The organism is Flavobacterium limnosediminis JC2902, assembly GCF_000498535.1.
In the GTDB taxonomy this organism is placed as follows: domain Bacteria; phylum Bacteroidota; class Bacteroidia; order Flavobacteriales; family Flavobacteriaceae; genus Flavobacterium; species Flavobacterium limnosediminis.
In genome coordinates this window covers 107,895-121,815 of sequence record NZ_AVGG01000001.1, presented here as the reverse complement: position 1 = coordinate 121,815, position 13,921 = coordinate 107,895, and the positions used below count along the sequence as shown (strand labels likewise).

Here is a 13,921-nt window from a genome sequence, read left to right as displayed (position 1 = left end):
AAATTTAGCTTTTCGGTTTTTTAGTCCATTTTCTAAGCGCTTTTTCCAATACCTTTTTTTCAATAGGTTTTGTTATGTAGTCATTCATTCCCATGGATTTGCATTTTTCCTGTTCTTCTTCAATGATCCCTGCGGTTAAGGCAATTATGATGCAGTCTTTGTCCTTTTTCCTGATTTCTTCCGTAGCCTCATACCCGTTCATTAAAGGCATCTGAATATCCATCAGTATGATTTCCGGATGGTGCTGTTCGAACTGTTCCAGCGCTTCCACACCGTTTACGGCTTCTGAAATTATGGCATGAGGAACAATTTTCTGTACTAAAGTTTTGGAAAGGAGCATGTTGATTTTATTATCCTCAACAATAAGTATTCTATAAGGGTTATTTATGGTGATTTCTTTCGGTTCTTTTTTCGGGTGGATGTGCTCTTCGGTACTTTCCGTATTGTTTATTTCGTTCAGGATGTGCTGCAGGATTTGAATTTTTACCGGTTTGACAATTGGTTTGATCATGCAATTTTCCGGAATGGTAATTTCCGTGGCATTGGAGTTTTGCATCAGAATAATTGGTTTTTTGAATTTTGAAAGTTCGTTAAGTCCTTCCTTTCCGATCAGTTCGTAATCGGCGAAAAGTAAATCCACTTCCGTATTATACTTGTACGCGTTCTGATAATTTTTGTTGGTAAGGGTTGTAATGTTATAATGGTTCAGCATTCTTTTAATGACCAATGTGTTACTGTCATTGTCATCGATCAATAGAACTTGGTTTATCTTATTGTTGTCGAGTTCATGCAATGTGCCACATGGTTTGGCTTTTACCTTTAGTTCAAAGAAAAATATAGTCCCGCCACCGACACGGTCTTCTATTTCAAGTTTGCTTTTCATTAACCGTAATAGGCTTTCGGAGATTGGGATGCCCAGTCCGGTTCCGCCGTATTTCCTTGTGGTTGAGTTGTCTTCCTGTGAAAAAGCCTCAAATATTTTTTTCTTGTTTTCTGGCCGAATCCCTATACCGGTATCTTTTACCATGAATTTCATTTTGCAATGATCATGAGCCAAAGGTTTATACTGGATTTCCAGTTCAATTTCGCCTTCCTGAGTGAATTTTATGGCATTTGAAAGCAGGTTGATTAGAATTTGTTTCAGTCTTATTTCATCTATCCAGATAAGACAAGGCATGTTTTCATCAATATTGATGATCAGATCCAGTTTTTTCTCATGGGCCGAATATTTAACCATGTCAATAATCTGATTAATAATATCGTGTAAATTGGTTTTGGTGATGTCTAATTCCAGTTTTCCGGCTTCAATTTTAGAAAGATCCAGGATGTCATTAACAATTTCCAACAGTGCGTCGGCCGACTGATTTACCGTAATCATGTATTGTTGCTGAACGGAAGTTAAGTTGGATTTCAGCAACAGATTACTGAAACCGATAATTCCGTTTAACGGAGTTCGGATCTCGTGACTCATATTGGCCAAAAACTGTGTTTTGGCTTTGTTGGCGGCCTGTGCAATTTCTTTTTCTTTAATCGCTTCCTGCATTTTGCGACGTTCTGTCGTTTCGATCACAACTCCTTCAATGTAAGAAATCTTGTTTTCAACAATAATCGCTTCCCCGTATTCTTCTATCCAGACGATGTCTCCGTCTTTCCTGACCAGGCGACAGGAAACGTGGAAAGGCTTACCATTAGCGATGGATTTTTCTATTTCGCTGCGTATCTGGTCTTTTTCGTCCGGATGATACAAATCGAAGAGGGAAATTCTGCCCTCAAAGAAATCTTCTTTGGTGTATCCTGTGAGTTTTTCGATTTCGTCATTAAGGAATAGTTTCGTTCGTTCGGTATTGTATTTTACAAGGTATACTGTTGCCGGGATATTGTTGGCCAGCAGACGGAATTTCTCCTCGCTTTCTTTTATGGTTTTCTCGCTGTTGATGCGTTCAATGGTGGAGGCAATGTTGTTAGTGAAGGTCTGAAGAATGTTTATCTCGTCAGGACCCCAGACTCTTTCCGAACTGCAGTCGTCAAAGCCGATAAAACCATGAAAGACTTCTTTGATGAATATCGGTAAGATTAAGATGGATAAGATTTTCTGTTCCTGTAATATCTCTTTAAAGGAACTTTCGTGAATGTCCTTTACAATTGATTGGTATGGTCTTTTTTGCAGGAGCACTTTCATGAATTCCGGGTACAGATCGTGAGGGATATTCTGCAAATCAGGATTGTCGATTTCTTTGAGGATTTCCTTGCTGGTCCATTCCAGACGTTGGCTTAAAAGATTTGTTGCGATGTCGTTTTCGAAATAGTAAAGACGGTCAACTTTGGTGGCTTCCCCAATATAGCCCATTGATTCCTGAAAAATCTCATTGAGACTGTTGCTTTTCAGCATTTTTTCAGTGGTTTTGGTGATTGAAGACAAAATCTCACTTTTGTAAACGATCAGTTCTTCTGCACTTTTTCTTTTCAGGGTTTCAATAGCCAAGGCAATGATGTCTGATACGGTTCGGGCAAAATTAATTTCATCGGTTGACCAGTTTCTTATTTCGCCGGTGTTCTCATAACAGGTGACTCCTTTTAATTTACCTGAAACATAAATGGGGAAGTCCAGTAAGGACCTGATGTCGTGTGTTTTAAAGTAAAGATCCCTGAATTCGAAAGTCTGGGGATTATTCTGAACATCGGAAGCCACAATAAACGGCAGCGTCTCTATCGCGTTAAAATAAATAGGAAAATCGGTTTTACGTAGGGTGGAATTGTTTGTAAAACGGTCAAAGTCTTTTTCATACAGGCAAAACAATTCGATTCCTTCTTCTGTTTTGTTCCATAAACCGGCTCTGCTGATGTCCAGCGCTATAGCCGCTTCCTTAATGATGTGTCCAATCAGTTTTTCCTGGTTCTTGTAGGTTAAGAAATTCAGGGTGGAGAGCTGGTTTAGCGTTTTGTTCAGCAAATGATTTTTTTTCTGACGCAGACTCTCTTCCAATTCTATTTTTTTAAATTTAGTGATGTCCCTTACGATAGCGGAATAGCCGGTTATTTTTCCGTTTTCGTCTTTTTTGACCGTAACTTTCTGCGATACCCACATTTCCTCGCCGTCGCTTTTTAAAATAGGAAATTCGATGATGTCAAAATCGGATTGGCTTTCGTTTTGTTTTATATAGAATTCTTCAATGGTTTTTGCATGTTCGGGTTTTATAAGGCATGAAAAATGCTTTCCGATAAAAAAATCCAAAGGATAACCCAATGACTTTTCGGCAAACTGGTTTACGAAAGTGAAAAATCCTTTTTTATCCACTTCAAAAATGATATCGGAAGCGAACTGCACCAAATTGCGGTATTGTTCTTCCACCATAATTTTACCGGTGATGTCCTGCCCGTTGGATACGAATAGGTTGTTGCTGTATTTCTGGTCTGTCCACTGAATGTATTTGTATTCCCCGTTTTTGCATTTCAGTTTTCGGGTATAAATGGAATCCGGGACATAGATGTCATTGTAATCAATGTCCTTAAACTCTTCCTCCATTGTTAATTTCCAGAAATTTTCTCCCATCACTTCTTCCGGAGTGTACCCTAGTATTTTTTCGATGGATTTTCCGCAAAACGTTAACCTTCCCTTTCTGTCGGATGCAATGGTCAACGAGTTAGAGTTGTTGATAATACTGTTCGAAAACAGCACTTTATCGTTGTTGTTCAGTATCGAGATGCGTCGGGCATAATTAATAATCAAAACAATAAAAGAGGTGTTGATTAAGGTTATTATCTGTTCGGTTTCGGAAGGGATGGTCAAAAGTAAAAACAGCAGTGAAGCCAGCAGTATAACCACAAAAGCGACGTACTGCTTTACATTTTTAAAAGCGCTGTAGGAGAAAAATAAAATCAGTAAAAATTCTGTATAGGTAATTAAATTGAAAGACTGTGTCGCGATTTTCGAGATAACGTAGGCAGAGTAACTGATCAGGATCACTACGAATATGGATCTGAGGTAACGGTCAAGACGGTCAGATCTTTTGGAGATGATGTACAATGTAATAAAAGTGATTCCGATAATGAGGTTTATCAGTAATTCTGATTCGGCTCTTTTTATAAAATACAGGTTTATCACTTCGGTTATTGGAAAAATAATTCCCAGGAAGAAAAAGAAGGTCTGTATTTCCCGGTTGTTCTCTCCGGTTTCCGAAAAATTCTTTATGAAATCCTTGTTGTAGGTCGAGGCCCTGTCAAATATTAATTTTAGGAACAATCCTATGAAACAGAAAACGGGCAAAAGGAACCACCATTTAAAATAGTAAGGCGTGTCGATTTTAAAAGTGTATGCTACCGGAGGACTTTTGATATTCCCGAGTTTATCGACCAGTCGCACCTGAAAAGCATAATCACCGTATTTCAGATTGGAATAGGTTACTTCATTGGATTCGGATGGCGTCGACCAGTTTTTATCCGTCCCTTTCAGATTGTAAGAATACATCGTTTCCCCTTCTTCCATATAGTTGAGTACGCCAAATGTGAAAGTAAGCTGGTTTTCCTCAGGATCAAATACATATCCCTGTTTAGGAATGTTAAACCAATAATTGTCAGTTGCATCGGTTTCATTCCAGTTTTTGGATTTTTTGAAAACGTCGATGTTGGTTATTTTCAATATCGGTTTGGATTTTGGTTTACGGCTGTAGTTCGTTAAATAGATATAAAGCCCTTTTGCTGTTCCGAAAAATAAATTACCGTCTTTGTCTTTGGCCTGTGTTCTCGCGTTGGTTTCTAGTCCGCTGAAACCGTTATCGGAATTATAGTTCAGGATGTTTTTGAATTCCCCTTTTTTGTCCACCGTAATCTTAGAGATTCCGATGTTATGGCCAAGAAAGATAGCGCCATTATTATCTGCAGAAAGGGAGAAGATAAACGTCGATGTAAGGTCATCTTCTCTGGTGTACTTTTTAAAGGTTTTTTGGTTTACGAAATACAGTTCGTTTGATCCGGCAAACCAGAAATTACCATAGCTGTCTTTGCAGGAAGTGTTAATGGTTTTGGCAATTATGTTTACAGCGGAAAAGTCATTGGTGCCGATTTCTGAGAGAAGGTATAATCCGGAATTTGTTCCGATATACCATTGTTTTTCATTCAGTTCCTCTAAAGAAGTTACATTTTGGGATTGAAAATCTGAAATTTTTTTAATGAGGTTCCGGTTTTCATCCAAGAGCCATAATCCCTGTGAAAAACCTATAAAATAACGGTTTTTTCGATCCTGCCTGATGAATCGGATGGATTTTTCTGCCGGGAGTTTTGCGTTTATGGTAAAAGGGATGGTTTTACCCTGCTTAATTTCAAACAATCCGTTGCGTGAACCCGCAAGAATTTCTTTCTTATGATTTTCATGCAGGGCCGTCACACGTTCCAGGCTCGGATATTTGTTTATGAGTTTAAGATTGCCTTCTTTGTCGGGTTCAAAATAGAAGATTCCTTCATTAACGGTTCCGGTATAAATTCCCTTTTCGGTTGACAGTATCGAAAAAATATAAGGGGTATTCAGTTCGGGAACATTGCCGTAGTTGTAGAAAATCTGTGAACGTGTTCGGTATAATCCGGTGCCGTATGTTCCGAAGTAAAGTTGTCCGCTTTTATCCTGAAACATACACAGTACGTTCTCTCCCGTAAAACCATTGTTGCTGTTTATAAAACTGATGTTGTTTTTCATGTACATGGTCAATCCTTGCTTCTTGTCTCCGGCCATCCAGATGAAACCACTTTTTCCCAACAGCATTTTTTTGATAAAAAACGGTTCCCCATTGGAAAGCACTATTTTGTCTTCCATCCGGATATCATTGATGGCTGGTGTTTTACACACAAAGCGGAACACTTCTCCTTTATGATTTCCAATAACCGCTTCGTCTTTTTTTACGGTTACTATAGTTGAATATCCTGTGAGTAGTGATGGGTAGAAGGGTGTGACAGTGCCTTTTTCAATTTTCAGCATACCTTCATCTGTTCCAATGTAAAAGTTGGAACGACTGTCTTGAAATACAGAATTGATGGCTGTCGTTTTTTGATTGAATTTAGCAATCAGTTGAATGGAATAATCCTTTTTGAGTAAAAAAACTTCTTTGTCCGTAAAACAATATACTCCGTTCGGTGCCGAAAAAAGCCGTTGCACATAATCGCCTTTTATGAGGGAATTGCTTTGGTCAAAATCCTTGAAAAATTCTTTTCCGTTATATACCAGTAAGCCGGTGTATTTGGTGGCTACAACGATATTATTGTTGGGATCTTCCACTAAATCGGTGACAAAAAAACCTTCTGATTTTTTGGATTTGTTGATGATGCTGAATTTTTTTCCGTCATAACGAACCAATCCTGCACCATCTGTACCTATCCATATCAGGTGGCGGCTGTCCTGTATTACCGAAAAAATTGTAGACGATGGGAGTCCGTTTTTCTGGTTAAGTATTTCGTAATCAAAAACCTGTCCAATAGCGCTTTGGAGGAAAAACAAAAGGGAAATACAAAACGCTGCTTTTTTAATCATGGTTCCGCTGAATTTCTTTCGTTTGAAGGTTTGATTTTTGAAGGTTTAATGTAGTAATAAATTAATTAATTTATGATAAATAGCCATTTTTATTTACGAAATTATAATTTTTTATCGATAAAGTGTAAAAAAGAATCGTCTATCAGATTTGAACTTTAATGTGATATTTTTTCCTTTTAACAAATTAAATTGCCTTCAATTGATAAATTTTCACTAAAATTGGGAGTTTTTTTAGCACCATATTATATGAAAAATACTCTTAAATGTTTGTTTTTGTTGGTTTTAACCTCATTTTCGACGGTTGCACAGCAAAAAATTACCCTTGAAGAAATCTGGGGAGCCGCATTCAGAACGCAGGGAATGACTGCTTTGGAAGCCATGAAAAATACCAATCAGTACACTGTACTCAATTATGATCGTTCTTCAAGGTCTTCTCAAATTGATTTGTATGATTTCGCAACCTTAAATAAGGTATCGACTTTAATCGACTCCAAAAATTTCAAGGAATTGGAAGGAATCGACGCATACACGTTCAGTAAGGACGAAAAGAAGGTTTTAATTGCGAACCATACGGATCAGATTTTCCGTCATTCTTTTGTAGCCAATTATTTTATCTACGACATAGCGTCAAAGGAACTGACAAAATTAGCCGATTACAAAGTGCAGGAGCCTACTTTTTCTCCTGACGGAACAAAAATCGGTTATGTGTATCAAAACAATCTGTATGTATATGACATCGCAGCTAAGAAACATACGCAAATTACAACCGACGGAAAGAAAAATTCTGTAATTAATGGTGTTACCGACTGGGTTTACGAAGAGGAATTCGCCTTTGTACGTGCTTTCGACTGGAATGCGGCAAGCGATAAGGTAGCATTCATCCGTTTTGATGAAACCAACGTTCCTGAATTTTCCATGGATATGTATAATAAGGGATTGTATCCTACGCAAAATGTTTTCAAATATCCGAAAGCGGGAGAGAAAAACGCTGTTGTTTCTTTACACGTTTATGATGTGAAATCAGGAGCGACAAAAAAAATCAATCTGGATAAATACAACGACTTCTATATTGCAAGAATCGAGTGGGCGAATGAAGCGAACACTTTGAGCGCACAGGTTTTGAACCGTCATCAGAATAATTTGGATTTGTTGTTTGTGGACGGGAATTCCGGTGCAACAAAGGTAGTTCTGAATGAAAAGGACAAAGCCTATGTGGATGTAACCGATAATCTGACTTTCCTGAAAGACAACAGTTTCATATGGACATCGGAAAAAGACGGTTTCAACCACATTTATCACTACGATAAAAACGGGAAGCTGAAAAAACAGATTACCAAAGGAAGTTGGGAAGTGACTTCGTATTACGGTTTTGATGAAAAAAGCGGAATGATTTTCTTCCAGTCTACAGAAAACGGTTCCATCAACCGTGATGTGTACAGTATTAAATTAAACGGAAGTTCCAAAACACGTTTAACAAAAGAAACGGGAACTAACGGCGCTACATTCAGCCCGAATTTCCAATATTTCATCAATTCATATTCCAGCGCAAAAAATGCTCCGAAGCATACATTATGCGAAACAAAAACCGGGAAAGTAATCAAAACCATTGTTTCAAATGAAGCTTTGGAAACAAAATTGGCGAAATACGATTTGCCTTCAAAAGAATTCTTCGAATTAACCACCGAAAAAGGGCATAAGTTAAATGCCTGGATGATCAAGCCTAAAGATTTTGATGCTACTAAAAAATATCCGGTATTCATGTACCAATATTCTGGCCCGGGTTCGCAACAGGTGAATAACGACTGGAATAATTCGGATGATTATTGGTTCAAGATGTTGGCACAACAAGGTTATATCGTGGCTTGTGTGGACGGTCGCGGAACTGGATTTAAAGGTGCCGATTTCAAAAAGTGTACCCAAAAAGAATTAGGGAAATTCGAGGTGGAGGATCAGATTGATGCGGCTAAGGTTTTTGGTTCGTATGCTTATGTTGACAAATCCAGAATCGGTATTTTCGGCTGGTCTTATGGTGGTTTCATGGCTTCAAACTGTATTTTCCAAGGGGCTGATGTGTTCAAGACGGCTATTGCAGTAGCTCCGGTAACCAACTGGAGAAACTACGATACTGTTTACACGGAAAGATTTATGCAGACACCACAAGAGAATGCGAGTGGTTATGATAATAATTCACCAATCAATCATGTAAGTAAATTAAAAGGAAATTTACTTTTGGTTCACGGAACAGGGGATGATAATGTTCATGTTCAGAATACAATGAAAATGGTTGAAGCTTTGGTGCAGGCGAACAAACAGTTTGACATGATGCTTTATCCTGACAAAAATCACGGAATTTACGGAGGAAATACTCGTTTGCAGTTGTACACTAAAATGACCAATTTCATTAAAGAGAAATTATAATAACTAACCATAACAAATACCAAAAAAAATACAATGAGCGAAACAGCAGTTAAACAAGGACATCCAAAAGGACTTTGGGTATTATTCGGAACCGAGATGTGGGAGCGTTTCAACTTCTACGGAATGCGCGCACTATTAACCTTATTCCTGGTAAATTCATTATTAATGAAAGAGGCAGATGCTTCCCTTATTTATGGTGGATTTTTAGGTCTTTGTTACTTGACACCACTTTTAGGAGGTTTTATTGCCGATCGTTTCTTCGGAAACAGAAACTGTATCATGCTGGGAGGTATGATGATGGCAGTAGGGCAATTGTTGCTTTTTGCCAGTGCCAGCGTGTTCTCAACAAATTTATCCTTAGCGACAACATTAATGTGGAGCGCATTGGGGATTATCATCTTCGGTAATGGATTCTTCAAGCCGAATATTTCCAGTATGGTGGGAAGTTTGTATCCGAAACAGGAAAAAACAAAATTAGATACTGCTTTCACGATTTTCTATATGGGAATCAATATCGGGGCTTTCTTGGGTCAGTTTATCTGTCCGTTTGTAGGGGATGTTAAGGATTCTGGCGGAATCAGAGACGTTCACGCGTTCAAATGGGGGTTTTTGGCTGCAGCTTTAGCGATGTTAATAGGAACTGCAGTATTCTATTTCCTTAAAAACAAATATGTGGTTACTCCGGAAGGGAAGCCAATCGGTGGTATGCCTTCAGGTCATGAAACAGCTGATTATGAAGAGGGAGAATCTCAGAAAGCGCACTTTACGACTATGTCTTTGGTAATGGCAGTTGTTGCATTCCTTGGTCTATTTGCTGCGTTCCATTTCTTAACGGAAGGGGACAACGTGGTTAAAACAATTATCTATCCGATTATTTATGCGAGTGGTTTAACATTGGCAGGTTTGATTTTATCCGATAAGACTTTAACAAAAGTTGAGACGCAAAGAATTTGGGTAATTTATATCGTATCGTTTTTCGTAATCTTCTTCTGGGCTGCGTTTGAACAGGCGGGATCATCTTTAACCTTCATTGCGGATAATCAGACAGACAGAAACTTCTTCGGTTGGAACATGCCGCCTTCCATGGTGCAAATCTTCAACGGTTTATTTGTGGTTATGTTTGCAGTGCCTTTCAGTGTTCTTTGGGATAAATTAAGAAATGCAGGTAAGGAACCAACATCTCCGTTCAAACAAGCAATGGGATTAATGTTGATTGCAATCAGTTATTTCATCATCGCTCATAATGTTAAGGATTTAGGAAACAGTGGTTTGTTGGCTATTTATTGGTTAATCTTATTATACTTAATTCAAACATTTGGTGAATTGTGTTTATCTCCGATCGGATTATCATTGGTTGGTAAATTGGCTCCAAAACGTTTTGCTTCGTTGGCTTACGGGGTATTCTTTATTTCGAATGCTGCCGGATATGCTTTATCGGGAACCTTAGGGTCTATTTTACCTGCAACAGGGGATAAGTTCAATAAGGCAAAAGAATTAGGAATCAATCTTCAGGATGTGTTGGACAAAAAAGTGGTGCCTACAGAAGCGCAACTTAAATTATTGTCTGATAACCAGATCAGTGCTGAGAATCCTGTATTTGCCGGATTCGAGATTCACAATTTATACGAATTCTTCATGGTATTCGTGGTATTGTGTGGTATCGCATCAATTATCTTATTCTTAATCACTCCGATTCTTAAGAAAATGATGCACGGTGTAAAATAATTATTTTAAAAAATATTTTTATATCTTTCAAGCCCGTAGGAACCACTACGGGCTTTTTTAATATTAGCACTATGAGGAATAAACATCCAAGAGGATTATTGTTTTTGTTTTTTACCGAAATGTGGGAACGTTTCGGATATTATTTAATCATCGGAATTTTTGTTTTATACATGATTGACCCTGCCGCTACAGGTGGTTTGGCTTTTTCCGATAAATATGCCGATGATATCTTCGGAACCTACATCGCCTTAACTTACTTGACTCCATTTTTGGGAGGGTATTTGGCCGACCGTGTGTTGGGGTACTTCAAAGCCATTTATCTCGGAGGATTCCTGATGGGATTGGGCTACATCGGATTAGGTTTTCATAATATTACTGCCTTTTATGTGTCGATGGCCCTGATTATAGTAGGTAACGGATTCTTTAAACCAAGTATTTCAACTTTAGTAGGGAATTTATATTCTACCGAAGAGTACAAAGCCAATAAAGACGCAGGGTACAATATTTTCTATATGGGAATCAATATCGGAGCCTTCATCTGTAACATCATTGCCGCTTTCATGCGCAACCAGTACGGTTGGAGTGCTGCTTTCATCACCGCCGGAGTCGGAATGTTTATCGGTCTGATTATTTTTACCTTGGGAAGAAAACATCTGGAAAGTGCCAATGTGATGAAACCGGTTCAGGAAGGCGATATCAGTTTGGGGAGAATTCTTGGCGCGGTGTTTTTACCGGCGATTATCTGCGGAGCCATAGGATGGATGATTCCGGATAATATTTTCAAGAGTGATTCTACAGATGCTTTTATTTTCGCCTGTATTCCGATTATCGTTTTTTATGTTCGCCTGTATCTTAAAGCAAACCATGAAGACAAACGTCCCTTGGGTGCTTTGTTGGCCATTTTCGCGGTCGGGATGTTGTTCTGGGCGGTCTTTAAACAAAACGGTACGGCCTTAACCCGTTGGGCTAATTATTATACCGACAGACAGGTAACCGGAACTACAGAAAAAGCACTGACCGGAATTTATCTCGTAGATCAGAAGGATTTCCAAACGAAAGAAGTTCAGAAATACGACAGTCAGTTCCAGGCTGAAAAAAACGAAGCGGGAGAACCTGTCAAAGTCCAAGGAAAAGATGTGTATTTCACCAATATCTCTGAGGAGCAACGCGCCGAATTAGAAAAAAATCCGGAACAAAAGGTTTCCTTAATCAATACCGAATTGTTTCAGTCTGTAAATCCGGGCTGGATTATTCTGCTCACACCTCTAGTGGTAGGATTCTTTATGTTTTTGCGCAAAAGAGGCAAGGAACCATCCACACCTTCAAAAATTGTATTGGGATTATTCATATCAGCTTTATCATGTCTGTTCATGGTGGCAGCGGTTTATATCGGAAGTAACGGCGCTGTTAAAGTATCTCCGCTTTGGTTAGTGGGAACGTACGGTGTGATTACGATTGGTGAACTGTGTCTGTCTCCGATGGGATTATCAATTGTTTCTAAATTGAGTCCGCCACGTTTAACTGCCTTAATGATGGGAGGATTCTTCCTGTCGATTTCCATCGGAAATAAATTATCGGGCGTATTGGCCAGTATGTGGTATGACTATGAAAACAAAGCCAATTTCTTTTTGGTGAATTGCTTACTGCTATTGTTTGCCACCTTGTTAGGATTGTCTATCCTGAAACGTTTGAATGCCGTAATGAAAGAAAAAGGAATTAGCTAACATGAGTACAACATCAGAAATTCAGAATTTTAAAGGGAAATACCCAAAACAACTTTGGTATTTATTTTTCAGCGAGATGTGGGAACGTTTCAGTTTCTACGGAATGCGCGGGATGTTGGTCATCTTTATGGTTAGCCAATTGATGATGGATGAAAAAACAGCGAATCTGCAATATGGAGCGACTCAAGCGTTCGTATATGCATTCACGTTTATAGGCGGATTGTTTGCCGACAAGATTTTAGGTTATAGAAAATCCTTGTTTTGGGGTGGATTACTGATGATAGCCGGAAGTATTATTCTGGCATTGGATCCGAAACAATTCTTTTTCTTCGGTATCAGTTTTACCATTATCGGAACCGGATTTTTCAAGCCGAATATTTCCACCATGGTAGGTAAATTATACAAAGACGATGACCACAGGAGAGATGCCGGGTTTTCACTGTTTTATGCAGGGGTGAACTTAGGTGCTTTAATCGGAGGGTATATCTGTATCGCTGTTGCGAACGGGAATATGTTCGCCTCCTACATACCGGAACATTTGCGTTGGAATGTAGCGTTCGGATTTGCTGCCATTGTGATGATAATAAGTTTGCTGACGTTTACACAAACCCAGAAAAGTTTGGGCGAAATTGGTCTTTCGCCGCTAAATCATTTGGAACCTTCAAAGAAAAGAATGCTCGAAATTGCTACCTATATCGGTTCTTTGGTAATCATTCCGATTATCATGACGATGGTAGCCAAAACGGAATATACCGACTATTTCATGTTCGTTATCGGACCGGCATCATTGCTGTATCTGTTTTATGAAATGCGCAATTTTACTTTGGCGGAAAATAAAAAACTTTTCGCAGCTTTAGTATTCATTATATTTTCCATTTTCTTTTGGGCGTTTTTCGAACAAAGTGGCGGATCATTGAGTTTATTTGCGGCAAACAATCTTGAAAACACGTTGGTTGGATTCAAAGTGGATCCCAATGGGGTCAACAATTCCGCGAATTCCTTATTCGTTATTGCGTTTGCAGCATTAATCGGAATGGTGTGGCTTTGGATGAACAAAAGAAAAATCGAACCCAATACGGTAGTGAAATTCGGATTGGCATTTATCTTTTTAGCCGGTGGTTTCTATGTGTTTTATTACACGAAGTTCTTTGCCGATGCCTCGGGGAGAACTTCCTTGGATTTGTTCACCTTTGGTTGGTTTGTGATTACCTTTGGTGAGTTGTGCCTGTCGCCAATCGGAATGAGCGCGATGACTAAATTATCTCCTCAGAAAACACAGGCGGTAATTATGGGAATGTGGTTCCTGGCGAGTGCCTACGGACAGTATTTCGCAGGATTATTAGGTGCCAATATAGCGGAAGCATCTGAAAATGCGTCCAATCTTGAAAAACTAACCGTCTATGCCGACGGCTACCAACAATTAGCCATTTATGCCTTGATAGCCGGAATAGTGTTAATCGCCATTTCGCCTTTCGTGAAAAAATTAATGCAGGGGGTTAAATAATAATCGGCATTATTTTTGTTATTTAGTAGCCGTTAA

General features: G+C 38.8%; 5 protein-coding genes. 4 read left to right on the top strand and 1 reads right to left on the bottom strand.

The window, feature by feature from the left end:
- Positions 1-4: 4 nt before the first annotated feature.
- Positions 5-6,514: a PAS domain S-box protein gene (locus FLJC2902T_RS15665; RefSeq protein ID WP_023577820.1), complete on the bottom strand. Its 6,510-nt coding sequence runs from the start codon at positions 6,512-6,514 to the stop codon at positions 5-7.
- Between the two features lie 246 nt (positions 6,515-6,760).
- Between FLJC2902T_RS15665 and FLJC2902T_RS00515 the strand changes: the two genes are divergently transcribed.
- From FLJC2902T_RS00515 to FLJC2902T_RS00500, 4 genes are all read left to right on the top strand, one after another.
- Positions 6,761-8,932: a S9 family peptidase gene (locus FLJC2902T_RS00515; protein ID WP_051364216.1), complete on the top strand. Its 2,172-nt coding sequence runs from the start codon at positions 6,761-6,763 to the stop codon at positions 8,930-8,932.
- Positions 8,933-8,965: 33 nt separating this feature from the next.
- The gene (locus FLJC2902T_RS00510) at positions 8,966-10,657 is read left to right on the top strand and encodes a peptide MFS transporter (protein ID WP_023577818.1); all 1,692 of its coding nucleotides are present in this window, start codon (positions 8,966-8,968) and stop codon (positions 10,655-10,657) included.
- Between the two features lie 71 nt (positions 10,658-10,728).
- Positions 10,729-12,381, top strand: coding sequence for a peptide MFS transporter (locus FLJC2902T_RS00505; protein WP_023577817.1), 1,653 nt, complete (start codon positions 10,729-10,731; stop codon positions 12,379-12,381).
- Between the two features lies 1 nt (position 12,382).
- Positions 12,383-13,885 (top strand): peptide MFS transporter, encoded by a 1,503-nt coding sequence (locus tag FLJC2902T_RS00500; protein ID WP_023577816.1) that lies wholly within the window; start codon positions 12,383-12,385, stop codon positions 13,883-13,885.
- Positions 13,886-13,921 lie beyond the last annotated feature (36 nt).